Source organism: Heminiphilus faecis (genome assembly GCF_008728965.1).
GTDB classification, from domain to species: domain Bacteria; phylum Bacteroidota; class Bacteroidia; order Bacteroidales; family Muribaculaceae; genus Muribaculum; species Muribaculum faecis.
The window spans coordinates 174,977-201,117 of record NZ_VSMC01000001.1; the positions used below are offsets into that span (position 1 = coordinate 174,977).

Annotated in this window: 24 protein-coding genes and 1 tRNA gene; 13 read left to right on the forward strand and 12 right to left on the reverse strand. The window is 50.9% G+C overall.

All coding sequences use genetic code 11. The features are described from left to right. Window positions 1–183: 183 nt before the first annotated feature. Genes FW767_RS00695 through FW767_RS00710 form a run of 4 tightly spaced genes read left to right on the forward strand, consistent with a single transcriptional unit; the run spans window position 184 to window position 3,780 of the window. On the forward strand, window positions 184–957 hold the full coding sequence (locus FW767_RS00695) for a DUF1295 domain-containing protein (RefSeq protein ID WP_235897906.1): 774 nt from the start codon (window positions 184–186) through the stop codon (window positions 955–957). A gap of 2 nt (window positions 958–959) precedes the next feature. Continuing rightward, window positions 960–2,189 (forward strand): NADH:flavin oxidoreductase, encoded by a 1,230-nt coding sequence (locus tag FW767_RS00700; RefSeq protein WP_121698035.1) that lies wholly within the window; start codon window positions 960–962, stop codon window positions 2,187–2,189. Beyond that, window positions 2,186–2,968 (forward strand): SDR family NAD(P)-dependent oxidoreductase, encoded by a 783-nt coding sequence (locus FW767_RS00705; RefSeq protein ID WP_121698034.1) that lies wholly within the window; start codon window positions 2,186–2,188, stop codon window positions 2,966–2,968. Before FW767_RS00700 ends, FW767_RS00705 begins: the two co-directional genes overlap by 4 nt. Continuing rightward, complete coding sequence (locus tag FW767_RS00710; RefSeq protein ID WP_121698033.1) at window positions 2,965–3,780, forward strand: SDR family NAD(P)-dependent oxidoreductase; 816 nt, start codon at window positions 2,965–2,967, stop codon at window positions 3,778–3,780. Before FW767_RS00705 ends, FW767_RS00710 begins: the two co-directional genes overlap by 4 nt. On the opposite strand, the gene FW767_RS00715 is transcribed toward FW767_RS00710, so the two are convergent. The 7 genes from FW767_RS00715 to FW767_RS00745 are packed head-to-tail and all read right to left on the reverse strand — an operon-like array spanning window position 3,773 to window position 7,724. After that, window positions 3,773–4,360, reverse strand: coding sequence for a TatD family hydrolase (locus FW767_RS00715; RefSeq protein ID WP_121698032.1), 588 nt, complete (start codon window positions 4,358–4,360; stop codon window positions 3,773–3,775). The two genes, FW767_RS00710 and FW767_RS00715, sit on opposite strands and share 8 nt — an antisense overlap. Further along, a complete protein-coding gene (yidD, locus tag FW767_RS00720; RefSeq protein WP_205523767.1) occupies window positions 4,357–4,578 on the reverse strand; it encodes a membrane protein insertion efficiency factor YidD in 222 nt (73 codons plus the stop codon). The genes FW767_RS00715 and yidD overlap by 4 nt, the downstream gene beginning before the upstream one ends. Continuing rightward, window positions 4,559–4,975, reverse strand: a complete 417-nt coding sequence (locus tag FW767_RS00725) for a ribonuclease P protein component (RefSeq protein ID WP_205523756.1) — start codon at window positions 4,973–4,975, stop codon at window positions 4,559–4,561. Before FW767_RS00725 ends, yidD begins: the two co-directional genes overlap by 20 nt. Window position 4,976: 1 nt before the next feature. Further along, on the reverse strand, window positions 4,977–5,726 hold the full coding sequence (locus tag FW767_RS00730) for a uroporphyrinogen-III synthase (protein ID WP_121698029.1): 750 nt from the start codon (window positions 5,724–5,726) through the stop codon (window positions 4,977–4,979). Window positions 5,727–5,748: 22 nt separating this feature from the next. Next, on the reverse strand, window positions 5,749–6,537 hold the full coding sequence (locus FW767_RS00735; RefSeq protein WP_121698028.1) for a DUF4271 domain-containing protein: 789 nt from the start codon (window positions 6,535–6,537) through the stop codon (window positions 5,749–5,751). 5 nt (window positions 6,538–6,542) lie between these two features. Then, a complete protein-coding gene (locus tag FW767_RS00740; RefSeq protein WP_121698027.1) occupies window positions 6,543–7,112 on the reverse strand; it encodes an LOG family protein in 570 nt (189 codons plus the stop codon). A gap of 6 nt (window positions 7,113–7,118) precedes the next feature. Then, the gene (locus FW767_RS00745) at window positions 7,119–7,724 is read right to left on the reverse strand and encodes a riboflavin synthase (RefSeq protein ID WP_121698026.1); all 606 of its coding nucleotides are present in this window, start codon (window positions 7,722–7,724) and stop codon (window positions 7,119–7,121) included. A gap of 173 nt (window positions 7,725–7,897) precedes the next feature. On the opposite strand from FW767_RS00745, the gene FW767_RS00750 reads away from it, so the two are divergent. Further along, entirely contained in the window at window positions 7,898–8,386 is a 489-nt protein-coding gene (locus tag FW767_RS00750) for a hypothetical protein (protein ID WP_121698025.1), read from the forward strand. Between the two features lie 239 nt (window positions 8,387–8,625). Here FW767_RS00750 and FW767_RS00755 read toward each other — a convergent pair. Then, window positions 8,626–8,699 (reverse strand) — tRNA-Ala (locus FW767_RS00755). Window positions 8,700–9,025: 326 nt separating this feature from the next. Here FW767_RS00755 and FW767_RS00760 point away from each other — a divergent pair. From FW767_RS00760 to FW767_RS00795, 8 genes are all read left to right on the forward strand, one after another. After that, window positions 9,026–10,864, forward strand: coding sequence for a hypothetical protein (locus tag FW767_RS00760; protein WP_147438678.1), 1,839 nt, complete (start codon window positions 9,026–9,028; stop codon window positions 10,862–10,864). A gap of 137 nt (window positions 10,865–11,001) precedes the next feature. Next, the gene (locus FW767_RS00765) at window positions 11,002–11,913 is read left to right on the forward strand and encodes a glycosyltransferase family 2 protein (protein ID WP_121698023.1); all 912 of its coding nucleotides are present in this window, start codon (window positions 11,002–11,004) and stop codon (window positions 11,911–11,913) included. A gap of 1,116 nt (window positions 11,914–13,029) precedes the next feature. Next, window positions 13,030–13,698, forward strand: coding sequence for an SDR family oxidoreductase (locus FW767_RS13435; protein ID WP_394349333.1), 669 nt, complete (start codon window positions 13,030–13,032; stop codon window positions 13,696–13,698). Window positions 13,699–13,757: 59 nt separating this feature from the next. Then, window positions 13,758–15,179, forward strand: coding sequence for a PTS galactitol transporter subunit IIC (locus FW767_RS00775; protein WP_121698015.1), 1,422 nt, complete (start codon window positions 13,758–13,760; stop codon window positions 15,177–15,179). Between the two features lie 12 nt (window positions 15,180–15,191). Next, window positions 15,192–16,112: a 5-dehydro-4-deoxy-D-glucuronate isomerase gene (gene kduI, locus FW767_RS00780; protein ID WP_121698014.1), complete on the forward strand. Its 921-nt coding sequence runs from the start codon at window positions 15,192–15,194 to the stop codon at window positions 16,110–16,112. 6 nt (window positions 16,113–16,118) lie between these two features. Then, window positions 16,119–17,429: an NAD(P)-dependent oxidoreductase gene (locus tag FW767_RS00785; protein ID WP_121698013.1), complete on the forward strand. Its 1,311-nt coding sequence runs from the start codon at window positions 16,119–16,121 to the stop codon at window positions 17,427–17,429. 112 nt (window positions 17,430–17,541) lie between these two features. Further along, a complete protein-coding gene (locus FW767_RS00790) occupies window positions 17,542–18,561 on the forward strand; it encodes a sugar kinase (RefSeq protein ID WP_121698012.1) in 1,020 nt (339 codons plus the stop codon). 34 nt (window positions 18,562–18,595) lie between these two features. Further along, window positions 18,596–19,264 (forward strand): bifunctional 4-hydroxy-2-oxoglutarate aldolase/2-dehydro-3-deoxy-phosphogluconate aldolase, encoded by a 669-nt coding sequence (locus FW767_RS00795; RefSeq protein WP_121698011.1) that lies wholly within the window; start codon window positions 18,596–18,598, stop codon window positions 19,262–19,264. 45 nt (window positions 19,265–19,309) lie between these two features. Here FW767_RS00795 and FW767_RS00800 read toward each other — a convergent pair whose 3' ends face one another. The 4 genes from FW767_RS00800 to FW767_RS00815 form a co-directional block, all read right to left on the reverse strand. Then, window positions 19,310–20,458, reverse strand: coding sequence for a fimbrillin family protein (locus FW767_RS00800; RefSeq protein WP_121698010.1), 1,149 nt, complete (start codon window positions 20,456–20,458; stop codon window positions 19,310–19,312). Window positions 20,459–20,476: 18 nt separating this feature from the next. After that, window positions 20,477–22,090: a C10 family peptidase gene (locus FW767_RS00805; RefSeq protein WP_121698009.1), complete on the reverse strand. Its 1,614-nt coding sequence runs from the start codon at window positions 22,088–22,090 to the stop codon at window positions 20,477–20,479. 193 nt (window positions 22,091–22,283) lie between these two features. Further along, window positions 22,284–23,852 (reverse strand): alpha-N-arabinofuranosidase, encoded by a 1,569-nt coding sequence (locus FW767_RS00810; RefSeq protein WP_150980260.1) that lies wholly within the window; start codon window positions 23,850–23,852, stop codon window positions 22,284–22,286. A 35-nt stretch (window positions 23,853–23,887) separates the two neighbouring features. After that, the gene (locus FW767_RS00815; RefSeq protein ID WP_121698007.1) at window positions 23,888–25,882 is read right to left on the reverse strand and encodes an alpha-L-arabinofuranosidase C-terminal domain-containing protein; all 1,995 of its coding nucleotides are present in this window, start codon (window positions 25,880–25,882) and stop codon (window positions 23,888–23,890) included. Between the last annotated feature and the right edge of the window lie 259 nt (window positions 25,883–26,141).

Genomic DNA, 26,141 nt, shown 5'->3' on the forward strand with positions numbered 1-26,141 from the left:
ATATTTTATATTACAAAATTAATCATTTTATATTATAAATACAACATATCTGCATTACATGTTCCATAAACTCATCAACTTGTTCGCATTTTTTATTTTTCTTAGATACTTTGATTTCGGCATTATAGAATATTTTGCATTGCTCTCGACTTATTTGTATCTTTGCTAATAAACCGTTACGCGATGGAAATAAACGCCAGCATATTCAACGATTTTCTGATTGCTATGACTGCTACGGCCGTAGTAGTTTTCGTGGCGCTTCACTTTGTCGAGGCGGGTTACGGCATGATGTATACCAAACGGTGGGGTCCGGCAATCAACAACCGCCTCGGATGGGTACTCATGGAGGCTCCGGTATTTGTAGTCATGCTGTTGTTGTGGGCTTTCTCGCAACGACGTGCCGAAACAGCCCCGGTGGTTATGTTTCTGTTATTCGAACTGCACTACTTTCAGCGGTCATTCATCTTCCCTCTTCTTATCAGAAGCAACGGCCATATGCCTTTGTCAATAATACTTATGGGCGTCACGTTCAACGTACTTAACGCTCTGATGCAGGGCGGATGGATATTTTATATATCACCGGCAGGGCTCTATCAGGATTCTTGGCTTTGGTCATGGCAGTTTATCACAGGCACAGCCGTATTCTTCGCCGGCATGTACATAAACATAGACAGCGACCGCATAATACGCAATCTCAGACAACCCGGCGACCGCCGCCATTACATACCCCGCGGTGGAATGTTCCGCTACGTCTCGTCGGCCAATTACTTCGGCGAATTTGTCGAATGGACAGGCTTTGCCATACTTACATGGTCGTGGGCCGGAGCAGTCTTCGCTCTATGGACCTTCGCTAATCTCGCTCCGCGAGCCGGCAAGATACATGACCGCTACACCCGCGAGTTCGGCGAGCAATTCACGTCACTGCGTCTGCATCGTATAATACCGTATATCTACTGACAATGAAAAAAGACAATTCTCTACTCTTCACCGAAGGTCGCATCGGTCCGGTGTCACTCCGCAACAGGACCATACGCTCAGCTGCATTTGAAGGTATGGCCGATGGAAACAGTCCTACCCGCATGCTCAAGGACTACCATGTATCGGTAGCCGAAGGAGGTGTGGGCATGACCACGCTCGCATATGCTTCCGTGACCCGCAACGGGCTGTCATTTCCGAGTCAGCTGTGGATGCGGCCGGAGATAATACCGGCACTCCGCGACATAACCGACTCCATACACGCTGCCGGAGCCAAAGCGTCGATACAGCTCGGACACTGCGGCAATATGTCGCACAGATCGACGGCAGGCGAGACCCCCATATCGGCTTCAGGACGCTTCAACATATACTCGCCCACCCCGGTAAGAAAAATGCGCGACGACGAGATAATAGCCATGAGCAAATCTTTCGGCGAGGCGGTGCGCATGGCTCGTGACGCAGGCATGGACTGCGTGGAGATACACGCGGGCCACGGCTACCTGATAAGCCAGTTTCTGTCACCATACACCAATCACCGCCGCGACCGTTGGGGCGGTTCTCTCGACAACCGCATGCGCTTCATGAAGCTGTGCATGAATGAGGTGATGGAAGCGGCAGGCAGCGACACAGGCGTGGTGGTTAAGATGAACATGCGTGACGGCTTCAAGGGAGGCATGGAACTTGACGAAACCCTCACCGTAGGCCGCGAGCTTGAACGCCTCGGCGTGCATGCACTGGTACTCTCCGGCGGCTTCGTGAGCAAGGCTCCCATGTATGTCATGAGGGGCGAGATGCCGATTAAAGCACTCACCCACTACATGGACTCTCGGTGGCTGAAATACGGCGTAAAGATGTTTGGCCGCATGATGATACCGAGCGTACCCTATAAGGAGTGCTATTTTCTTGATGACGCCAAGATATTTCGCCGTGAGTTACGGCTGCCCCTAATATATGTAGGCGGATGTTCGACCCGACAGAGTATCGACCGGGTACTTGACGAAGGGTTTGAGTTCGTGCAGATGGGCCGCGCGCTGCTGACCATGCCCGATTTTGTCAACCACATGCGCGACGGGCTTGAGTCATCGGGGTGCGAGCACGTCAACTACTGCATAGGACGCATGTATTCGCGGGAGATGGCATGTCATAAGTGCGTCAACGACCTTCCGCCGGCTCTACGACGCGAAATCGATACCATAAAATCACGTCAGCGATGAGCATAGCTTTGGTAACGGGGGCATCATCGGGCATAGGGTTTGAATTTTGCTGGCAGCTTGCCGATTTGGCATATGACATTGTTGCGGTCAGCAACAGGCCTGATGACCTTCAACGGTGTGCGGCCGAGATTGAGAATAGGTGGGGAGTCAAGGTGACCACATACTGCCTCGACCTTGCCTCGGCCGACGCCGCCGAAAAGTTGCTGGCATTTGTAGACGAAAAAGATCTCATACCTGAAATTGTAATAAACAATGCCGGCATATTTGACTTCAAGAGAGTGGCTCATATGCCGCCCGCCCACATTGACGCTTATATCGACCTGCACATGAGGACCATGACCCACATATGCCGCTTGTTCGGCGGCTTGATGTCAGCCAATGGCGGCGGATGCATACTTAACATGTCGTCCATGTCGTGCTGGATGCCAATGCCGGGAATAGCCATGTACAGTGCCACGAAAGCCTACATAAGGGCATTCTCTCGGGCCTTCCGCATAGAGATGAAGGACTATGATGTATCGGTAACCGTAGCCTGTCCGGGAGGCATAGCCACTGACCTTTTCGGACTTCCCAAGCGGCTGCAACGGCTCGGCACAAAAGTGGGAGCGCTCTACACGCCGCAGAAGTTTGTGCGCAAGGCCTTGAAGCGGACATTGGCGGGTAAGGCGCAGTATATCAACGGCGTTATGAACCGGCTGGCCATACCGGCCGTGGCCTCCCTACCCGAATGGGCACGTGTACTGATCAGGAAAAAACTCCTTGATAGAATCGACCGATGAATACCGACGGAGTATACATAGTCACCGGAGCTACAGGCGGAATAGGACGGGCCATAACAAAGGCACTGGCGGCGCGAGGATGCAGGGTGGTGCTTGCCTGCCGTAATACCGACAAAGCCGAGCGCTTTATCAACGAACCCGACAGCGGGGGCATGGACTGCGATATACTGCCTGTAGACCTGTCATCGCTGTCATCGGTACGCGAGGCGGCAGTGGAGGCAGCCTCACGCCATTACAAAATAAACGCGCTTATAAACAATGCAGGCACTATGCCCGGAAGACTTACAATCACCGATGACGGTTATGAAGAGGCCACACAAACCAATTTTATAGCAACCGCCCTTTTTTCACGGTTGCTTGCTCCGTTAATTTCCACAGGCGGTTCCGTAGTGTTTACAACGTCAATGACACGGCACATAGTAAAGTTACGAACCGACTGGCTCGACAGAGCCGTCTCCCGTCACGGACGCTTCACCACCTACGGCAGAAGCAAGCTTATGCTGACGCATTTCGCCCTCGACTTTGCCGACGAACTGAAACCGAGAGGCATAAGAGTAAACTGTTCCGATCCCGGCATCGTGGACTCGTCAATAATAACAATGGATAATACAATTGTGAATTATTTAAGCGACAGGTTGTTTCGTCCGCTGATATCGACACCTGCACAAGGCGCCGAACCCGTCATGACAGCTCTAAAAAGCCGTCTTACAGGCTGTATATTCACCCGCCGTGGAGTAAACCATATACCGAAGTCGTACATGCACAATCCGTTGCACGCACTGCCTGCGTCAGCCATCAAAGACCTTATGTAAACAGTCTGTCGGCCAACGTAGGGTCAAAATGAGGAAAACCGGCGGAGATTTCTGCTGCCATAAGCCGGCTCCCGTCGCTTTCGGCAAGAAGACGGTCAATCGGTATCACCGCTGCCGACATAGGGTTGTAGCGTTCGCCGAGCGACAGATAAAACCCCTGCCGGATCAATGCCTCTGCAAGTTGTGGCTTTCCGCGGAAGCCGTGTATGATCCACGGCATTGTAGGCTTAAGTTCTTTTTTTAACGCTATCATCTGCTGATGCGCTTTTACGACATGCAATATGACAGGCAGGCCGAACTCCTCGCTTATAGCGGCCTGTCGGCGAAATATACGGTCCTGTACGTCAAGCGGAGCGCCGGCGATGCCGTCAAGTCCGCATTCGCCTACAGCCGCTATAAGTCCGCTACGGGCAAGCGTGAGGGTCACATCAAGATATTTGTCAACCGAGGGTGAAAGTGTATCCCACGGATGTACCCCAGCCGAGTATATCATGTCGGGCCGCATAGGGGTCGCGAAGTCATAGTTTATTATGGCTCCGTGGCGCGACAGGTCATGGGTATGTATGTCTGTGATCTTCATGGCACCGGGTCATATCCGCTTCCTCCCCACGGATGGCAACGTGCTATGCGTTTCAGAGCGAGCCACATGCCTTTAAAAGGTCCGTGCTTACGCAGAGCCTCAATAGCATATTGGCTGCATGTGGGAGTATAGCGACACGCCGGCGGCATATGCGGAGAAATGGCGCCTTGATAAAAGCGTATGGGCAATACAAGCAGGTCAGTCAGCAGACGGCGCATCATCGGCATCTGTTGTTTTGAGAATAGAGTCGCTTATGCGCGACAATATCTTTTTTACTGCATCCTCTATGCGGCGATAGGGCTGCAGAGTATCGGATACGAATATGAACGCTATGTCAAGCGGCAATGTCGTCGTATCGGGAAGAATAGCGCGGTGAAGCCTGTATGCCTCGCGTATGCGTCGGCGCATAGCCACCCGGTCGACGGCATGACGGAGTCTTTTCTTAGGTACCGACACAAGAAAGCGGGTGCCGCCGGCCCTTGTTCCGTCGAGCCGCCACACCGCTCTTACAGGAAAAGCCATAACGCCCGCTATCCCCGGTTTATGGGAAAAGAGGGCGTCTATGGCTGATACGGAGCGTAATTTTTCGCGCTTATATAGACGATGTGATGTCACGTCAATTGTTTTGAGCATCCTCCTTGAGGAAGAGGTCGAGAGCGGCCGTCATCGAGGGCGCTTTAACCGAAGGTGCCTCCATGTCAAGACGCAGTCCGGCGTTGCGTACGGCTTGAGCCGTAGTAGTGCCGAAGCATCCGATCTTGATCTCATCCTGCTTGAACTTTGGGAAATTTTTAAGCAGAGAGTCGATACCCGACGGACTGAAGAAGAGCAGCATATCGTAATCGAAAGGTTCGTCAGGACCGAAGTCATTGCTCACAGTGCGGTACATGACCGCCTTCGTATAATTTATATTGTTGTGGTCGAGGATATTAAGATCTTCCTTATGTACATTGCTCACGGCATACAGATAACGTTCTTTATTATGCTTGAGCAAATAAGGCAGAAGGTCATCGAGTTTGCCGGTATTGACAAAGAATATCTTGCGCTTGCGATACACTATATATTTCTGAAGATAATTGGCTATTGCCTCGGTAGTACAGAAATACTTCATGGTATCGGGTACAGCATAGCGCATCTCCTCACAAAGGCGAAAGAAATGATCTACGGCAGTACGTGCGGTAAAGATAATCGCTGTAAAGTCAGGAATGGATATTCGGGATTGACGAAATTCTTTAGCGCTCAGGCCCTCAACCTTTATGAAAGGACGAAATTCAATCTCGACACCGTATTTTTCCGCAATTTCGTAGTAGGGCGATTTTTCTGATGTAGGTTTCGGCTGCGAAACAAGTACTTTTTTAACTTTCACTCTATGAACAACTTGTGTAAGATTAGCTAATTAAAATACGACAAAGTGAAAATATGCCGTTGAATACCAACAAAGCCGGTATGATTTCCACGGTGCAAAGGTACAAAATAAAATAAAGCAACGTTGAAAAATTGTGGTAAAAAATTCTAAATCCCTTATAAATGAATATAATCCGAGCACATAAATATAACAATATACTCGTACATAACAGCGCTACGGCCGAGGCCGGATAGAAGAGTACGGCCATAGCCGGAAGCAGCAGACAGAAACCAAGAAGGGTCTGCGATGAATTAAAACCTCCAAGCAACTGGTCGGCCTGCTCAGGTTCGGCAAAAACGTAACCGATGACCTTATAGGCGGCCACCTGAAGAAAATAATACCCGATTGTGACACCGATAAACGCGCCGGCCACCACGGCGGCACGATCCAGCGGCACATACAGCCCCAGCAACGGCATAGCCGCCAGCAGCAGTATGGACTCGCACACACACAACTGTACTATGAGGGCACCAATGATGCGGGTTTCGTTGACGGTGCGTTCGTCAAAGAGCGTGGAACGTCGGCGCATGCTCCACATGTCATTGAAAAGTGTCTTCATAAAGCGTGAATACTGATGTATGTTGAATATGACAATCAGCATCATGGCTATTATTATACACAGCAATCCCGAGTTATAGCCCAACAGTTCTGGACGGGGCTCGAGCGGTAGTCCGGAGGCATAAGCGGTGACACTATTATTTATGCCCGCGGCATCGACTTCAAGCGGAGCCTGAAATGAATGACACAGTTTTATGGACTCGACGACTGCCATTGGTATCAGTATTTATCGCCGATGTCATATATTGTCAGGTCGGCCGATACGGCCCTGACAGCCTCCTCCGGAGTCTCGGCCACGGTCCATAAGCCGTGGGCACGCATGAAGCGTTCGCTATCAGTGTGTTTCAAATGAGCAAGCAGCATGTCATAAAACCCGTAAGCGTTAGCTATCACGACATTGCCTTCATAAAGACCCAACTGACGCCATGTTATTATCTCGAAAAGTTCGTCGAGAGTGCCCACCCCGCCGGGAAGCGCTATGGCCCCGCACGACAGGTCGGCCATGGTCTTCTTGCGCTCGTGCATTGACGTTGTGATCAGAGTAGAGTCAAGACCGCGATGATTCCATCCACGCTTCATCATGAAGTCGGGAAGTACGCCTACTGTCCTGCCGCCGGCCTCCTTGGCTCCGTCGATAGCGGCAGCCATAAGCCCTCCGCGACCTCCGCCGCTCACGAGTGTGAAGCCGCTCCGGGCTATGGCACGTCCTGTAGCGCGAGCCCACTCCATATAGCGGGGCTCGATATCGCAACTCGACGCGCCGTATATGACTATACCTTTGCTCTCCATTACAGTCTATTGTACCTCCATAAGACGGGCAAGATACTTGCCTATTATGTCAAACTCGAGATTCACTCTGCTGCCCTCCGCGATGCGGTGAAAGTTAGTGTGCTCGAAAGTATAGGGTATTATAGCCACACGAAAAGATTCCGGCTCCGAGTCACACACCGTCAGGCTCACGCCGTTGACCGTAACAGAACCTTTTTCGACAGTCACATAACCGCGGCGAGCTAGAGTCTTGTCGGCCGTATAGCGAAAACGGAAATATGTGCTACCGTCGACCTCGCGTACTTCATCGCACACAGCCGTGCAGTCGACATGGCCCTGTACTATATGACCGTCAAGGCGTCCGTTCATCATCATGCTGCGCTCCACATTGACAAGGTCGCCCACCTTCAGGTCGCCGAGATTGCTTCGGTCGAGAGTCTCCTGTATAGCGGTGACGGTGTAGGTGTTGTCGCCCGGGAGCGACACTACCGTCAGACACACACCGTTGTGCGATATCGACTGGTCGATTTTCAGCTCGTCGACAAACGAGCATGTGAGCGTAAGGTGTACATTGCCGCCGTCACGCTCAACGGCCGTCACCCGGGCCGCTTCCTCTACTATTCCTGAAAACATAATTGCATTTGATAAATTTATAACGCAAAGATACGAATAAGTCAAGAGCTATGCCAATTTTATTTAAGCAGAGCCGGGCGTGAGTGCCTAAGACATAGTCAATTTTACAAAATACACCCATCTTATCAAGCCCTGACAATGAAGTTTACCGATTAAATAACTATATTCGCGTCATGATACTGCTTTGGATATCGATAGGACCGGTCGAAACCTGCGTGTTGTTGCTCATAGCGGCGGCAGCGGTTGTCGCCTTATCGGTACGTCCCACGGCGGCAGTGCCGCCCGAAGAGTTTTATTACGCCGGCTCCCTCGTCATTTACGACGGTGAAGAACCGCCGACACCCGAACTTCTTGTCGAAACACATGACGGCGTAACGGAGTGGACACGATACGGCTTTGACCGGCAGCCACCCGCCGGCATCGAAGCTGTAAGCATAGCATTAACCCTGCGCGGCGCCGATGTTACCATCGAGGAACGCATTGTCGCCGATCGGGCGTCATCGATAACCGACAGCACGGTCTGCGCCCGATTCCGACCCGATTGTTTCGTAGCCGGACGCACCTATCGTGTACGCTATAACTCCTCGGCGCTAAGTCGCTCCGTCACATTCACCTTTGTTGCCGGCAGCAGCATGCCCTTCCGCCTCCCACTCCGCCACTAAAATTGGCTCAATGTAAAAATGCGGTTGTTAAACGACGACTATGTCTGTGGTAGGGACGCCGGAAGTACGTCATCAGGTGTAACCCGTATGGCCATCCGGCTTCGCGGGCGCCGTACTACCGGCGCCTCTACATGCCTATTGCATTTTACACTTCAACCTGCCGACTTTGAAGCTGCCCCACTAACTGCAAGTATGCCATAAAAAAAGCGAACTCAGATAGACTCTGAATTCGCTGTCTGTGGAGTATAGCGGACTCGAACCGCTCACCTCGACACTGCCAGTGTCGCGCTCTAGCCAGATGAGCTAATACCCCGTAAATTTTCAAGCGCAAAGGTAATGCAAATTTTATTATCATACAAATTCTATGACAAATAATTATCTTTTTATTGATATAATCTCTAAGTAAGAGATAATTAAACTGCCATAAAGTTACTGTTTTATACATTAACATGAAAATTATCACCACATTATCGTTCAAATAAAAAGATTCGATTATCTCAGATTTTGTCAATCAACCATAAGACACATCAATTGCCGATTCGTACACTGCTGATTAATAGCCGATTGCTTGGTCTTAATTATCTCTTACTTAGAGATAATTAAATCTTGATAATAATTATAATACTTATTGACAAAGACATGAGCATTAAATCATTTGACATCTTTGACACATGTTTGGTAAGGGCAACCGTAGACACATACAACACTTTCGATCTACTGGCGCGCGAAGTTTTAGGATGCGATGCTCCTCAACCGATCAAATGTGACTTTGCAAAAGAAAGAATGGATGCCGAAAGGAGAGCCATCCGAAAAAAGAATGGAGAAGTGACTCTCAAAGAGATATACGCAGAGTGCGATTTCATCGGCATGACAGACCTGCCAAATGACAAAATAATGGAAACCGAACTTCGCACTGAAAAGTCGGTACTTGTACCGGTTGCGAGGATGCAGAAATTTATAGCCCGGCTTCATGACAAAGGAGAATCGGTATTGTTTATCTCCGACATGTATCTGCCCTCTGATTTCCTGCTACATCTTTTGCGCTGCCACGGCTTCTGGAAAGAGGGCGACAAACTATATGTGTCGTGCGAATCCGGAGCCACAAAGAAGTCAGGCCGACTATTCCGCCTCGTAAAAGAGGAGAACCATATCGGCCCCATGAAATGGCATCACTACGGTGACAATTTTCGCAGCGACTTCATTAGCGCATTGAAAAAAGGTATAATTCCGCATCGAGTAAAATACCGTTACCTGCCGTGCGAAAAACTATTGCTCGACTCCGACTATAATCCTCTCGCTTCTGCAACGTCACAATTAGCCGGGCTGTCAAGAGCCGTAAGACTCTCTCAAGAGAGGGACAACCGTGTGGATTTTGCCGCCGACCTTATAGCACCGCTCTACGCGGTCTACGTAAACGGCATATTGACCGACGCGCTCGACAAAGGCATGACCGACCTGTATTTCATGACACGCGACGGATATATACTATACGAGACCGCAAAGACCATACAGTCATGCAGGCCCGAATTTGACGCCATCAGACTTCACATGCTCTACATATCACGCTCGTCCATCTACCTGCCGGCTATGAGAGAGTGTTCAAGAGAACAACTGTCATATTTGCTTTCATCATCTACCCTAAGGGGGCGGCACTCATCCGTCACCGACACTCTGTCACAAATTCTACCGCCCCATGTACTTGATGAAATCAAGACAATTAATAAAAACAAAGATATTGATCCGCTTGACAACAGTGACGCGGTGGAAGTCATAAAACGGTATTACACCGAACAGCGTGCACTTATACGCCAATATTTCACACAGCTCGGCATGACCGACCCGACAACTCGGGGCGCCGTCATAGATGTCAATGGATCGCGGCGTACACAAAAACACATCAACGACCTGCTTGCCGACTTCGGAGCGGCACCGTTAAGCAGCTATTACCTTGTGGCCGGCGGTGACCGTCTGCCGGTTCGGGAGACCGGGCCTTATACATCTTTATATATGCGCGACCGATGCCGCGGACCGCTTAAAAACCTCAAAAGACTCACTCCGGCATTCGAGCAATACTACTCGGCATGTCCTTTCGGACGCACAATATCATATGCACGCGACAACAGCGGCATAATACCGGTATATGACAATGCCACTCCCGATACATGGCTTGAAGAGAGCGCCACAATAAACACCTCGGTGACAAAAACATATGCCGAATATTTTTTCAGACTTAAACTTGACATGCATCAACGTGAGCTATACCTTAAAGTAACGGAGATGACAGCTCGCTTTGCCGACCGGCCGGCACGACGGTATCTGAAAGTATTAAAAAACCTCTTGCTGACCGACGGTACGGCAAAACCGCGCTATATGATATTTCTGATGACGCCCTTCAATATCATACGCAAACGCTGCACATGGACTCAAGGCTCGGTATTTTATACGTTCGGCAGTTTTTTAGGACGTATCTTCAACTGATATTACCTGATACCGACAGATCAATCTTATTTTGGAGCCGAAACGATATTTTCGTACTTCAAAATAAAATAATTTGTTTTTGCTCACGGCTTATCCGTATATTTGCATAGTCAATAACAAAGATTGCAACCGACCGAATGGATGATAGCCTAAAGCCCCAATTGTCGATCATAATCGTCAACTACAAAACTCCGCAAATGACTCTCGAATGCATAGAGTCAATAAAAGCGAAGACATATGGAGTGCGCTACGAGATCATAGTGATAGACAACGACTCGGGCGACGGCTCCGTCGAATTTCTGCAAGAGCGGATCGACGGCATCATTATGATTAAGGCACCGGAAAATCTCGGCTTCGGACGCGCCAACAACATGGGCGTATCGGCGGCAAAAGCCGATACTCTCTTTCTGCTAAACTCCGACACCGTAATTATAGACAACTCCATAAAGACGTTGTATGACTACCTGAAAACCCACCCCGACACCGGGGCATGCGGAGGCCTCCTGCTAAACCGCGACGGCAGCATAGGATACTCCACCTCGCCACAACTAACTCTCGGCCATTATTTCAGGGCATACATACCGCGCATAAAACGCAAACCGCCGGAGCTTTATGCCAAAAGCCCCATAGAAGTGGGTTATGTCATCGGCGCCGACATGATGGTCAGGCGCGAAGCCTTTGAACGGGCCGGAGGTTTTGACCCGGACTTTTTTCTGTATTGTGAAGAGTCGGAGCTGTCATTCCGTATAAAAAAACTCGGTTACCGTATAATGCTCGTACCCGAATCCCGCATCATACATCTGGAAGGGATGTCGGGCACCAAAATAAAACAAAAGAGCGAATTTATCCAGATCGAGCAGGCTTTCAGCCGTTTTCTCTATTTCCGCAAAGTATACAACCGCCGCTATCCTTGGTATCTTTACATGCTGTTTATGTCGCAGTATACCGTAAGCCTATTGCGCGGCGCTTTCAAAAGCCACAGAAGAAGCGAGATATCATACCGTATGGGCATAATGCACAAAGCCTTCCGCAAGTACCTCGCACGGTAACCAAGATGCCGAGCTGCCTGACGTATGCTTACGCGTAAAATACGGCATCTGCACGAATTTCTAAAAAAACATTAAAATACTGTTGGCAAATGAGTGTTTCCACTCCTGAATCGGTATACCATGATATAAAATGATAACCAATCACAATTTCAGAATAGAATGAAACGTATCACATCAGCAGTTTTTGCACTGTGCGCGGCTATTGCCGGCATAAATGCCGAAGTTGTTACTTATCCTGCAGGAGAAGGGGTCGAGACACTTGACGACTTTTCCGTAAAAGTGCGTCAGGCCGGCGGTGACTGGCAGCCCGTAGCCGTCTACCCTGTAAAGGTCGATGAAGTGCGCGACACCAAACACCATGTCGAGACCGCATCAATGGCCTACTTTGACTTTGACGGCACGGTAGAGGTCGAAGTCACAGCCAACAGCAAAAAAGTGGATGATGTACGGGTACGCCCGCTCTCTTACGGCATAGAGCCTGCCGTAGCGGGCAACACACTCACATTCACCCTTGACCGTCCTCGCAATCTGTCGGTTGAGATAAACGGCGACATATTCCACAACCTGCATCTGTTTGCCAATCCAATCGACACACACCGTCCCACAGCGAAGGAAATCAAGAAAGCCGGCAAAAAGGGCAGCGACCTCATATACTTCGGTCCCGGAGTACATGACCTACCCGGCGGAGTGATGAACATACCCTCGGGCAAAACGGTGTACATCGACGGCGGAGCGAGAGTAGTAGGCCGGCTTGTAGCCGACAGCGTGCGCGATGTGCGTTTCTACGGTCGCGGCGAAGTCCATCCGGCAGGCCGCGGCGAGGGCATCTACATCAAGCGCTCCAAACACATCGACGCCGACGGCATCATAGTGACACAGATACCGGTAGGAGGCAGCGACTCGGTAAGCATAAACAACGTCAAGTCAATCAGCTATTATGGCTGGGGCGACGGCATGAACGTGTTTGCAAGCGACAACATATATTATAATAATGTTTTCTGCCGCAACAGCGACGACTGCTCCACAGTATACGCCACGCGCAAGGGCTTCAAGGGCGGATGCCGCAATATAGTCATGGAAAACTCCACCCTATGGGCCGACGTGGCGCACCCCGTCATGATAGGCCTGCATGGAAGCGCCACGGAGATAGGACCGGATGCTCCGGCCGATACCATATGCGACATAACATACCGCAACATCGACATACTCGACCACAAGGAGAAGCAGATTGACTATCAGGGATGCTTCGCCATCAATTGCGGCGACAACAATGTGGTACGCGACATAACGTTTGACAACATACGGGTCGAGGACTTCCGTCGCGTCATCGACGTGGACCTTGTGGCTCCCTACATCTGTGCAAAGGCCGTAATACCCGGTATGATACGCAAGGGCCACGGCAAAATAATAAACATATGCTCGATGATGAGCGAACTCGGCCGCGAGACAGTAAGCGCATACGCCGCCGCAAAGGGTGGTCTGAAGATGCTCACCCGCAACATATGCTCGGAATACGGCGAACATAACATACAGTGCAACGGCATAGGCCCGGGATACATAGCCACCGAACAGACCGCTCCATTGCGCGAGCGTCAGCCCGACGGCTCACGTCATCCGTTTGATGCGTTCATAATATCTAAGACTCCCGCCGCGCGCTGGGGCACACCCGAGGATCTGATGGGTCCGGCCGTTTTCCTCGCCTCGGATGCTTCGGACTTTGTCAACGGACATGTGCTCTACGTTGACGGAGGCATACTCGCTTACATCGGCAAACAGCCCAAATAACCCGCGACGCCGACCTTTCATAACCAATCATCAAAGCGATAACCTTCAAATACAAAAGCATGGAAAGTGTATTTTCCTACATAATAGGTCTCGGGGCGGCCGTAATGATGCCGGTGATATTCACCATACTCGGACTATGTATCGGCATTAAGTTCGGCGACGCCCTGAAGTCGGGTCTGAAAGTAGGTGTAGGTTTTGTAGGATTGTCGATAGTGACCGCGCTGCTTACTTCAGCGCTCGGTCCGGCTCTCGACAAAGTAGTGCAGCTATATGACCTTCAGCTGCATGTATTCGATATGGGATGGCCCGCCGCTGCCGCTGTTGCCTATAACACCGCCGTAGGAGCTTTCATCATTCCGGTATGTCTTGGCGTAAACCTGCTGATGCTTTTTACCAAGACCACCCGCACCGTCAACATCGACCTTTGGAACTACTGGCACTTCGCCTTCATAGGTGCGGTCATATACTTCGCAAGCGACTCACTCGCATGGGGATTTTTCGGAGCTATAATATGTTACATCATCACCCTTATACTTGCCGATATGACGGCCAAGAAGTTTCAGTCATATTACAAGGACATGGACGGCATATCCATACCGCAGCCGTTCTGCGCCGGTTTCGTGCCGTTTGCATGGATTATCAACAAGGGCCTCGATAAAATACCCGGCATGAACCGCCTCGAAATCGATGCCGAAGGACTTAAAAAAAGATTCGGACTGCTCGGCGAGCCCCTGTTTCTCGGCGTTGTCGTAGGCATAGGTATAGGTTGCCTTACATGCAGTTCATGGTCTGAAATCGTCGACAGAATACCCTACATACTCGGACTGGGTATCAAGATGGGCGCCGTCATGGAGCTTATTCCTCGCGTGACTGTACTTTTCATAGAGGGACTGAAACCGATAAGCGACGCCACACGCAGCCTCATAGCACGCAAATTCAAAGGCGCCGACGGCTTGAACATAGGCATGAGTCCGGCTCTTGTCATAGGACATCCGACCACGCTGGTAGTATCGCTCCTGCTTATACCAGTGACTCTTGTGCTTGCCGTACTCCTGCCCGGCAACGAATTTCTACCTCTTGCGTCACTTGCAGGCATGTTCTATGTGTTCCCGCTGGTACTCCCCTTCACTAAGGGAAATGTCATAAAGACATTTATCGTGGGGCTCGTAGTCATAGTGCTCGGTCTGTATATGGTCACCAATCTCGCTCCGGCATTTACGCTTGCCGCCGAGGATGTGTATGCCTCAACCGGCGACGCGGCTGTGGCCATACCGGCGGGGTTTGCCGGCGGCAGCCTTGATTTTGCCTCAAGCCCTCTGGCGTGGATCATATATCAATGTACCGAAAACCTGAAATGGGTGGGAGCATCGCTTATGGTGCTAATCACAATGGCCATGATGTGGTGGAACCGCGTGCACATATTGCGCAACCGGCGCGAAATGATACAGAAAAATTCCGACAAAATTCAAACTACAGAATAAACCTATACTAAAATGAAAAGAATAATTTTTGCCATAACCCTATTTACGGGTATGATATCAGCTTCGGCACAGACCGAATACTCAATACTCCGTGCCTGTCATCCCGATGACGTAAAGCACTATGATACCGAGCAGTTGCGCTCACACTTCATGATGCCCGAAGTCATGGAGCAGGACAAGATCAACCTCACCTACTCGCTGTATGACCGCATAGTATACGGCGGAGTGGTGCCGGTAACCAAAACCATGGAGCTTGAAACCATCGACCCGCTCAAGTCGGAGTACTTTCTTGAGCGTCGCGAGCTCGGCGTCATCAACATAGGCGGCGACGGCATCGTATCGGTCGACGGCAAGGACTACGAACTCCGCTTCAAGGACGCCCTCTATGTAGGCCGCGGTAATAAAAAAGTGACCTTCCGCAGCAAAAACGCCGACAAGCCCGCTTGTTTCTACCTCAACTCAACCCCGGCCCACAAGGCTTACAAGACCCAGCTCGTCACTATCGACGGCCGCAAAGGTTCTATAAAAGCCAACTCGTTTGCCGCAGGCAAGATGGAGGAGAGCAATGACCGCGTCATAAACCAGCTTATAGTTAACAATGTACTTGAAGAAGGTCCATGTCAGTTGCAGATGGGGCTTACCGAGCTAAAGCCCGGAAGCGTGTGGAATACCATGCCGGCACACACCCACGACCGCCGCGTGGAGGTATACTTCTACTTCAATGTGCCCGAAGGCAACGCCATATGCCACCTGATGGGAGAACCGCAGGAGAACCGTCTGATATGGCTGCATGACCGTCAGGCCGTCATGGCTCCCGAATGGTCCATACATGCTGCCGCCGGCACATCGAACTACATGTTTATCTGGGGCATGGGCGGCGAAAATCTCGACTACGGCGACATGGACAAGATAACATATACCGATATGAAATAAGACGTAATGGACAACGACTTCAAGGAGGTATCAGAAAACTACACCATAGCGGAAGCCATACGTGAAGCCCGCCGATGTCTGGGATGCAAGGTGCCCGGGTGCAAAAAAGGATGCCCCGTCAGCAACGATATTCCGGAGTGGATTGCCGAACTTGCCAAAGGCAACTTCGGCAATGCCATGTCTATAATACACAGCCGCAGCAACCTGCCGGCAGTATGCGGACGTGTATGCGCCCATGAACGACAGTGCGAGGGCCACTGTGTGCTTGGCAAGAAAGGCACACATATAAACATAGGCAAACTCGAGCGTTTCGTAGCCGACTTCGATTCCGAAGCTGGCCTCGCACATGAAGCCATACCAGAAAAGTCAAGGGGGCGCGTAGCGGTCATCGGCAGCGGTCCGGCCGGCCTTACAATCGCCGGCGACCTGTCGCGACAGGGATTTGCCGTAGAGATTTTCGAGATGGAGCCGGAGCCGGGCGGAGTACTGATGTTCGGCATACCGGAATACCGCCTGCCCAAAGAGGTGGTGCGCCGCGAAATAAAGAAAATAGAGAACCTCGGGGTGACATTCCACCTTAACACCACCATAGGCCGCGACTTTACGGTCGACGACCTTTTCGCCAAAGGCTTCGACGCCATATTCATAGGTACCGGCACCGGAAAGCCTAAAAAACTTGACATCCCCGGCATAAATCATCGCGGTGTACGTCAGGCCATATGGTTTCTGCGACGTGTAAGCCTGTTTCAGAACGGCAATATAGACCGCAAAGAGGTGATAGTAAACGAAGGCGACAAGGTATTTGTGATCGGATGCGGCAATACCGCCATTGATGCGGCGCGCACCGCGGTACGCATGGGAGCGGCGGAAGTGACAGTAGTCTATCACCGCACAATCAACGATATGAAGGCGCTCCGCTCCGAGTATGACGACGCAGTGGCCGAAGGAGTGAAATTTTTGTGGAATTCGTCGGTCAAAGATATTACCGGCGCCGAGGGCACACGCCTGAGCCACATAATAATTGACACGGAAGGCACAGCCCGTACTGTCGAGGCCGACAGGCTCATACTTGCGGTAGGAAGCGCTCCGGCCGCGAGAATAGTATCGACAACAGAAGGCATAGAAGTCGACGACAAAGGATATGTGCTGACACGCGACACCCCTTACGGCATGACCACACGCCCCGGAGTATTTGCCGGCGGCGACGTCACCAACCGGCCCGCAACCGTAGTCCATGCCATGCAGGACGCCAAGAGCGTGGCCGAGGGAATAGCACGCTACATAGACGCGGTAAAGTTGATGGAGTCAATCAAATAATTTAACGTTTATTGCACTCGGTTGAGAGAATAGTCTTAACTTTACGGTCGCTTAACCGATAACCAGAAACTTACAGGATGTTTAACGACACCATCTTAAAAAACAAGACGATATGAAAGTTATAACACTCGGCGAGATCATGCTCCGCCTTTCCACTCCCGGTTTTGACCGCTTCATTCAGGTCGACAGTTTTGACGCCTGCTACGGCGGCGGCGAAGCCAATGTGGCCGTCAGCTGCGCCAATTACGGCCACGACGCTTACTTTGTAAGCAAACTTCCGAAACATGAGATAGGTCAGGCTGCGCTCAACGCACTGCGACGCTACGGAGTGCACACCGACTACATAACCCGTGGAGGTGACCGCGTAGGCATATATTATCTTGAGACAGGAGCGTCAATGCGCCCGTCGAAGGTCATATATGACCGTGCACATTCATCTATAGCCGAAGCGGAGCCTGAAGACTTCGACTTCGATGCCATCATGGAGGGCGCCGACTGGTTTCACTGGAGCGGCATAACCCCCGCAATCAGCGACAAGGCAGCCGAACTTACCCGTCTGGCTTGTGAAGCCGCCAAACGCCACGGAGTCACCGTAAGCGTGGACCTCAACTTCCGCAAGAAGCTGTGGACAAGCGATAAGGCACAGTCGATAATGCGTCCGCTGATGAAATATGTCGACGTATGCATAGGCAATGAGGAAGACGCAGAACTATGTCTCGGCTTCAAGCCCGACAGCGATGTCGAGGGCGGCAATACGGATGCCGAGGGCTACAAAGGCATTTTCAAGGCCATGATGAAGGAGTTCGGCTTCAAATATGTCGTGTCGACACTGCGGGAATCGTTCTCGGCAACGCACAACGGCTGGAAAGGCATGATATACAACGGCAGCGACTTCTACGTGTCGAAACGCTATGACATAAATCCCATAATCGACCGCGTCGGCGGAGGCGACTCTTTCTCGGGCGGCCTTATACACGGTTTGCTAACAATGCCGTCGCAGGAAGAAGCGCTTGAATTTGCCGTGGCCGCATCAGCGCTCAAACAGACAGTACCCGGCGACTTCAATATGATGTCGGCCGACGAGGTAAAAGCACTTGCCGGAGGAGCAGCCAACGGCCGCGTGCAGCGTTAACAATCAGCAAAACCAATAGCTTAAACAATTAACTATGGCAAAATTTGATAAGCAGTCGGTATTGGCCAAAATAGGAGCCACCGGCATGGTGCCCGTATTTTACCACTCCGACCCGGAGATCGCCAAAAAAGTATTGAAAGCCTGCTATGACGGAGGCGTGCGTGCATTTGAATTTACAAACCGCGGCGACTTCGCCCATGAGATATTCGAGACCCTTGTCAAGTATGCGGCCTCGGAGTGCCCCGAAATGGCTGTCGGCGTCGGCTCTATAGTAGATCCGGCCACCGCCGCCCTGTATCTGCAGCTCGGAGCTTGTTTCGTAGTGGGACCGCTGTTTAATCCCGAGGTAGCCAAGATATGTAACCGCCGTCTTGTGCCCTATACTCCGGGATGCGGCAGCATATCGGAAGTGGGCTTCGCGCAGGAAGCAGGATGTGACCTATGCAAGGTATTTCCGGGCGATGTGCTCGGCCCGAAGTTTGTCAAAGGATTACTCGCACCCATGCCGTGGTCAAAACTCATGGTCACCGGCGGTGTCGAGCCTACGGAAGATAATATCGCCTCATGGTTTAAAGCCGGAGTATACTGTGTGGGCATGGGCTCGAAGCTTTTTCCCAAAGACCGCATAGCCGCAGCCGACTGGTCATATATCACCGACAAGTGCCGCGAGGCTCTCTGCTATGTAGCCGCCAACAGAAAATAAATCCCGTCATACAATAAACAAAAAAGGCGCCTTCCGGCGCCTTTTTTAGTATCGTGATATGTCTATTGTCTCGATACCTTGCAGATCATTCAGCTCGAAGCCGGTGGAGTTCCATGTCTCCACGACCACTTGCTTCGTACCCGGGTCAGGTATCTCCATCGCTCCGCCTATGGCATAACCGGCTCCATGATTACCCGAAAGTATAGAACCAAACACATTGTCGCCCGTGAAGTAAGGGAAAACAAAGTTTGACCTGCTGAAGTCAAAGCTCAGCATGCCGTAGCCCTCCATAGGTTGCATTTCATCACCTTCTGCGTTGAGCGACACCTCTTCGGTCATAGCCGGAACAAACACAAGACCTGTATCGGTAAGCACAAGACGGAACTTGTATTGGAAGCCAGTACGCATCTCCACTTCAGGAAATCCGACCACATAGGTCTTGCCGTCGATTACAGCGGTAAGAGTAGCCGGTTTGCCCTTTGTCGAGAACGGTATGACCCACATCTGCGGCAGATCGTCGGTCCAGCCCTTATTGTCTACCGTCTTTGACACCGACAAAGTGAACTGCTCCTTGCCCTTGCCGGTGATTTTTCCCGTACCGGTATGCATTGTACCGGAAGTAAACACCTGTTCGCCGGCAATACTAAGCGACGTAAGAGCACCCGTACCCGAATATCCCTGAGCCACGATATTGAACATAGCGAGGCTGAGTGCATGCTTCATGTTCAGCTTCACATTATGGGTAGTGAAAGATGCAGGCACATACTCTCCGGAGTAAAGCAGGTCGACCTGATCGGTTATGTTGACAGGTATGGCCGCTGGGTCGGTATTGGCCGAACTGAACGGAGCCACCGCATATAGAAATGCATTCTGTCCTTGCTGTATGCGTACTTCGGGAGCGAGTGTCCACTTACCGGAGGCACGAGAAGCCTTGACATTGTCCACTATGTCGGGAGCGTCGATACGTCCGTAGGTCTTGGCCCATACATTCATCGCGTCGCCGTCGTCAAATTCGAGCACCACAGGAGCCTTGGTTATGACCTCGGTAGTTATTCCTACGGCCACAGACTTGTCATCGGGAGCCGGTCCGGGTCCGTCGGGATTATCTTCTTTACCTCCTCCGCAGGCAGTCACGGTCATGGCGGTCAGCAACACTACCGCACCAAGCACGCAGTTTTCATATATCTTTTTCATAATCGGATATTCGTTATATTATTTCACAATCTTGATTTTTTTCACCTCGGTACCGCATCGCAGTTCAAGTACGTTCACTCCGTCGGAAAGGTCGGCTTTATTGAATGTAAGTTCGGGTAGCGGCTCTATAGCGCCCTCAGCGATCTTCACGCCTGCCGCACCGGTTATAGTATAATACACGTTATGCTTCGTTTTAAGAGTAAAAGAGCCTATGGTACGGTTGTAAGACAATGAAGTGGCCTCCTCAATACTACGCCACGGCCTTACCGCGATGGAGAAGCCCTGTACGAGCGACTCGCCGCTTGCTCCGTCGGTCACCTCGATATCGACAGCTATAGTACCGTCTGACTTGTCGAGCCTTCGCGTGGTCTTCAACATGCCGTTATCTATGGTAAAGGGCACCTCGGCATAAGAGTCGGTCGATGAATTATACATGCCGCGCACACTGAATGTCATCGAACCGGCGGGTACCTCTCCGTTTACCATAATGCTTCCTACAACAGAACCGGCATCAAGCCCCTCCTCAATCTCGGAATTGCTTAGAGTTATACTACGCAACAGACGGTCGGGAGCTCCGATACCGATAATAATCACATGATAGTCATTAAAGAAGTATGGTGCATCGCGAAGGTTGTCGAGACGGAAATATCCGTCGCCGCTACCTCCCCATCCCCAATTGACGTGGAAGCTGTTGTTTCCGTCAAATCCGTCGACATTGAAGCTATGTCCGGCATTTCTATCCGTATCCACGGCATTGTATATGACCGCACGGCCGGCATGCAGTTCGTTGAGAACCAAACGGTCCCAGTCGCCTTTGTACGCACTGCGCCATATGTAAGACACATCGTTGCCGTAGCCGAAATGCTCACGAAGGCCGTTGGATATGCGGTCGACCTCATTGGACGGTATGCCCGAACCGTCTACACCGTAATTCATCCTCACGCTCATTCCGGCATGATACAGGAAGCGGGCAACCTCGTCATAGGAGTTTGCACCCGATAATATGTCATCCCAATTATATGCGCGCTCGCTGTCAAAGTTTATGCGTTGTGTACCATAACCGGCAGCGGAATATGATACAGACCCTTTCGGACGAGACGGATACTGCTGCACGCTCATAGCCTGTCCCATGGCTACGGCCACACAGCCTACAAGCGCTTTGTTGTCGTCCGTACCGGGACAATACTTATTGAAAGGGGCGGGCTGATTCCACTTCATAGTGATGAGCGGCTCCACCGATGCTCCGGCACGTGAACGCACCATGACGGGGTCAGCCCATGTTTTCTGCGTGGCACCCGAACGTGCAGCGGTCACCACAAGCTTCTTATACTCGCCAAACATATAGCGCAAATTGTCGGGAGCCGCACCAAGACTCAGGGAGCCTTTGGGCGAGTAGCCTATCACAGGCTCCACATTATCGTCAGCGGCGACGATGACCCATCCCTGCGGAGCGAAGTTTACAATGTAGCAGCCTCCGTCGACACTCTCGACGCTCCTCACCGAATGGCTGACTCCGTTCACACTGTTGATAAATGTAGTGGCAACCGACGATGCACGGGTACGGTCGACGGGCAACGCCCATGCCGTAATGCAACATGTAGCCACAAGCATGCTTATGACAAATTTCTTCATAATGCTGATTGGTATAATGCTGATTTTACTACAAAAATTAATTTCTTACTACAAAAACCGTACGTTTGACTACAAATAAATGAAATAAATCGCAATTTGCCAAACAAAAGACATGAATTCTTCAGAATCGCATCAAAAAAAGAGTCCGGAACGCAGACTGCATTCCGGACCCAATATATTTAACCAAAGATTGTCAACGGAGCGACAAAGTCACAATCGACTTCGCGGGAAGGGTAAGCGAAAGCACACCTTTCTTGACCTTTACATTCTTGGTGTCAAAAGGCTTGATCTTGACATCATTAGGATGATCGAAATCGTTGTAGGCAGCAATGTTGTCGGATGTAATTATCTCGCCGGTGATATTCTTAGCCTTTATGTCGCCGAGCGGTATCTCGATTTTATAAGCCTTGTCGAGCGATATGTTGGTCATGGATACAGTAACAACGCCGTCCTTCTCCGAAGCCGTAGCGCTCAACATGGGCAGAGTGCGGAGTGTGTCGGAACGCTCGCTGCGCACCTTCATCTCGGGGAACTGTGCGGTGACCGGAATCATGCGCGCACCCTGATGAGGCACATACATCTTAAACACATAGTAGGTGGGGGTGAGCACCATCTTGTCATCCTTGGTGAGCACCATTGACTGGAGCACATTGGCTATCTGTGCTATGTTGGCCATCTTTACACGGTCGGTGTACTTGTGGAACACGTTAAGCGACAAAGCGGCCACCATAGCGTCGCGCATGGTGTTTTGCTGATAAAGGTGACCGGGTATGGATCCGGGTTCCTGATCCCACCATGTGCCCCATTCGTCAACGAGCAGACCCACACGCTTCTTGGGGTCATACTTGTCCATAATGTCGGCGTGCTTCTTTATGACATCTTCAATCTCAAGACACTTGCCGAGAGTCCAGTAATAATCGTCGTCGGTAAACTTGGTAGCAGAGCCTTTCGAGCCGGTCCATCCGGGAGTCGTGTAGTAGTGCAGCGAGATACCGTCCATGAGGTTTCCGGCATTTTTCATAAGCACATCGGTCCACTTGTAATCGTAATCGCTCGCGCCGGATGCTATCTTGTAAAGATGATTGCCGTTGAAGTTACGGCAGTAAGTCTGATAACGGCGATATACGTCAGCATAGAACTCGGGAGTGAAGTTACCGCCACATCCCCACGACTCATTGCCGACACCGAGATATTTCAGTTTCCACGGCTTTTCGCGGCCGTTCTCTTTGCGGAGTTTGGCCATAGGACCATCGGCGGCGGTGATGTATTCAACCCACTTTGCAAGTTCCTCTACAGAACCGCTACCTACGTTTCCGCTCAGGTAAGGCTCGGTGCCGATAAGCTCGCACAGGTTGAAGAACTCGTGCGTACCGAAACTGTTGTCCTCGACAGTGCCGCCCCAGTTGTTATTGACCATGCGCGGACGGTTTTCTTTAGGACCGATACCGTCAACCCAATGGTATTCGTCGGCAAAGCATCCGCCGGGCCATCGCAGCACCGGTATGTGAAGTTCTTTGAAAGCCGAAATCACGTCATTGCGGTAGCCGGAAGTGTTAGGTATGGAAGAATCCTCGCCAACCCATATGCCTCCGTAGATGCATGAGCCGAGATGCTCGGCAAACTGACCATAAATCTCCGGTGCGATTGTGATTGCGGGAGCGTCGGTGTCAAGAGTAAGAGTAATAGTCTCGTCGGCAGCCCATGCGGTTGCGCAGCAGGCCGTCATCATCGCGGCAAAGCCGGTTTTTATCAATCTATTCATTATAAGTTATTGTAATAGGGTAATATATACACATGTCATTTTTTATTGAAGCGATACACGACAAAGCTATTCGGGGCAATCGTGGTGTCATACTTTGTGCCGTCGACTGTAATATCGGCCTTCACGGGAGCTATGTTAAGGTTCATTGAACCGTCGCGCTCTATATTGTCGAGGTCAAGGTCCTTGGATGCAAGCGTATAGCTCGTGCCGTCGGTTATCGACTCTTTCTTTTTCAGCCCGGCGAAAGTCAGGACGAGCTGCTGTGGAGTATCGGATGTATTGGCCACCTTTACCACATACTGGTCAGCGTCTTTGTCATAAACGGCGCTTGCAAACAAGCCGTTCTGATCTTCCGCACCTGTAAGGGGCTTCTTGTCCATAGTGAGCTGCAGCACATTGGTGCCTTTGTTTTCTGCGAAGAGCTGCTGCACGAAATAGCTACAGGTAGGTATGGAGCTGAGATTGTCATACCATATCATATCAGGACGCCACTGCCAGCCCTCTACATGAGCGAAGAGAGGTGCGTAAGTAGCCATATGGACAATGTCGGCATTGCGTTCGAGACCGGTCATGAATGCGGCTTCGAGCAGAGCGGCATTGAAGTGATTCCACTTCTTTCCGCGTCCGTGACAGGCATATTCGCCGGCAAACACTTTCGGACCCTTGCGGTCGTAGTTGTCGTAACGGGCGCCCTGAGCGAGGAACCAAGACTCCGGACGGTAGAAGTGCTCGTCAACAAGGTCGGCTTTAAGACGCTTCATCTCGGGCCAAAGGTAGTCAAACTGCTTACCTTCCGAGTCGGGACCCGAAGAGCCAACAATCCTGATATCGGGATAAGCCTTGCGGATAGCGTCAAGGAACGGAGTCAGATGTTCGGGATATTCAGGACCCCACTGTTCATTGCCTATACCTATATATTTGAGGTTGAAGGGAGCCGGATGACCCATCTCGGCACGCAGGGCGCCCCACTTGGTGTCGGTGCCACCGTTGGCAAACTCTATAAGATCGAGAGCATCCTGAATGTAAGGCTGCAGGGAGTCTACGGGCACGTGAGCCTCGGCACCGGGGTTCTGGAACTGACAGGCAAGACCGACACTGAGAATGGGCAACGGCTCAGATCCTATCTCTTCCGAAAGAAGGAAATACTCGTAGAAACCAAGACCATAGCTCTGGTAATAGTCGGGGAAGAAACGATGAGGGAATGTATAGTGCCAGCGATTTTCATTTACAGGACGGTTCTCGACCGGACCAACCGTATTTTTCCACTGGTAGCGGGTGGGCAGGTCGGTACCCTCCACGATACATCCTCCGGGGAAACGGAATATGCCGGGCTTAAGGTCGGCGAGTTTCTGCGCGAGGTCCTTGCGCATACCGTTTTCATGACCGTTCCAAGTGTCGACTGGGAAAAGCGATACATGCTCAAGGTCTACGACAGCATTGTCGGGCTTTGCAAGAAACACCCGCAGCACCGACTTGGCGTCGGTGACCGACGGAGTTATGACGGCAGTGTATTTCGTCCATTTGTCGCCCTTTATCTCGATCTCCTTGCTTGCTATGGTCTGAGTCTCACCCATGCTTTCGGGAGACACAAGCTCAACCCTTATCTTGGCAGGAGCCTGTCCGACATTTCGTGCCCACACAGAGAAGCGATACTCCTCGCCTTTTTTTACGCCGATACCGAAGAAGCCTTCGTTCTCGATGCCGGTGTGCTTGTCGCGGTGGCCGGCTGTAGTAAGGCGTACATAATGAGGATTGCGCTCAAACGGACCGTCATTTTTCAGTTCCACTCCGCCAAATGTGGTCCAGCCCATGAGATTCTGCGGAAAGTCAAAAGAGCGGTTCTTTACCAGTTCGGCATAAAGGCCGCCGTCAGCCGCATAATTTATGTCTTCAAAGAAAAGCCCGTACATGGTAGGCTGTATAGGCGCTCCGGGTTTGTTGGTCTGGAGTACCAGTTCATTGGTAGCCGCATTCAGCGACAATCCGGCACATACGGCCAGCGAGGTCAGTAATTTTTTAGAAAGCGTCATGATATATGGTTTATTAAAGTTGCTTCCGGTCTGTGATAATTCGGTTAATTATAAATATGTATACAGCTTCATCCAAACGGCACTAAGCCTTGGCGTGAAATTTCTTTTAAAGTTAAGACTTTTTTTCATAAAAAATGGTGGAATAATAAGCAATAAAGGAGTAAAAGAATGGATTCATGCTAAAAAACATAAAACACGAGCGACACAATTGTGTTAAATATTAATTTTTAAACACCGTGTTCTGCCATATTTTGCAATT

Bases quoted from the DNA above. Each gene is read 5' to 3' on its own strand.
- FW767_RS00715 (WP_121698032.1), bottom strand. From the start codon at position 4,360: ATGAAGATCACAGACATACATACCCATGACCTGTCGCGCCACGGAGCC.
- FW767_RS00750 (WP_121698025.1), top strand. From the start codon at position 7,898: ATGATACTGCTTTGGATATCGATAGGACCGGTCGAAACCTGCGTGTTG.
- FW767_RS00790 (WP_121698012.1), top strand. From the start codon at position 17,542: ATGAAAGTTATAACACTCGGCGAGATCATGCTCCGCCTTTCCACTCCC.
- FW767_RS00765 (WP_121698023.1), top strand. From the start codon at position 11,002: ATGGATGATAGCCTAAAGCCCCAATTGTCGATCATAATCGTCAACTAC.
- FW767_RS00740 (WP_121698027.1), bottom strand. From the start codon at position 7,112: ATGGAGAGCAAAGGTATAGTCATATACGGCGCGTCGAGTTGCGATATC.
- FW767_RS00695 (WP_235897906.1), top strand. From the start codon at position 184: ATGGAAATAAACGCCAGCATATTCAACGATTTTCTGATTGCTATGACT.
- FW767_RS00735 (WP_121698028.1), bottom strand. From the start codon at position 6,537: ATGGCAGTCGTCGAGTCCATAAAACTGTGTCATTCATTTCAGGCTCCG.
- kduI (WP_121698014.1), top strand. From the start codon at position 15,192: ATGAAAAGAATAATTTTTGCCATAACCCTATTTACGGGTATGATATCA.
- FW767_RS00795 (WP_121698011.1), top strand. From the start codon at position 18,596: ATGGCAAAATTTGATAAGCAGTCGGTATTGGCCAAAATAGGAGCCACC.
- FW767_RS00705 (WP_121698034.1), top strand. From the start codon at position 2,186: ATGAGCATAGCTTTGGTAACGGGGGCATCATCGGGCATAGGGTTTGAA.
- yidD (WP_205523767.1), bottom strand. From the start codon at position 4,578: ATGCGCCGTCTGCTGACTGACCTGCTTGTATTGCCCATACGCTTTTAT.
- FW767_RS00760 (WP_147438678.1), top strand. From the start codon at position 9,026: ATGAGCATTAAATCATTTGACATCTTTGACACATGTTTGGTAAGGGCA.
- FW767_RS00815 (WP_121698007.1), bottom strand. From the start codon at position 25,882: ATGACGCTTTCTAAAAAATTACTGACCTCGCTGGCCGTATGTGCCGGA.
- FW767_RS00810 (WP_150980260.1), bottom strand. From the start codon at position 23,852: ATGAATAGATTGATAAAAACCGGCTTTGCCGCGATGATGACGGCCTGC.
- FW767_RS00745 (WP_121698026.1), bottom strand. From the start codon at position 7,724: ATGTTTTCAGGAATAGTAGAGGAAGCGGCCCGGGTGACGGCCGTTGAG.
- FW767_RS00775 (WP_121698015.1), top strand. From the start codon at position 13,758: ATGGAAAGTGTATTTTCCTACATAATAGGTCTCGGGGCGGCCGTAATG.
- FW767_RS00785 (WP_121698013.1), top strand. From the start codon at position 16,119: ATGGACAACGACTTCAAGGAGGTATCAGAAAACTACACCATAGCGGAA.
- FW767_RS00805 (WP_121698009.1), bottom strand. From the start codon at position 22,090: ATGAAGAAATTTGTCATAAGCATGCTTGTGGCTACATGTTGCATTACG.
- FW767_RS13435 (WP_394349333.1), top strand. From the start codon at position 13,030: ATGATAGGCCTGCATGGAAGCGCCACGGAGATAGGACCGGATGCTCCG.
- FW767_RS00800 (WP_121698010.1), bottom strand. From the start codon at position 20,458: ATGAAAAAGATATATGAAAACTGCGTGCTTGGTGCGGTAGTGTTGCTG.
- FW767_RS00700 (WP_121698035.1), top strand. From the start codon at position 960: ATGAAAAAAGACAATTCTCTACTCTTCACCGAAGGTCGCATCGGTCCG.
- FW767_RS00710 (WP_121698033.1), top strand. From the start codon at position 2,965: ATGAATACCGACGGAGTATACATAGTCACCGGAGCTACAGGCGGAATA.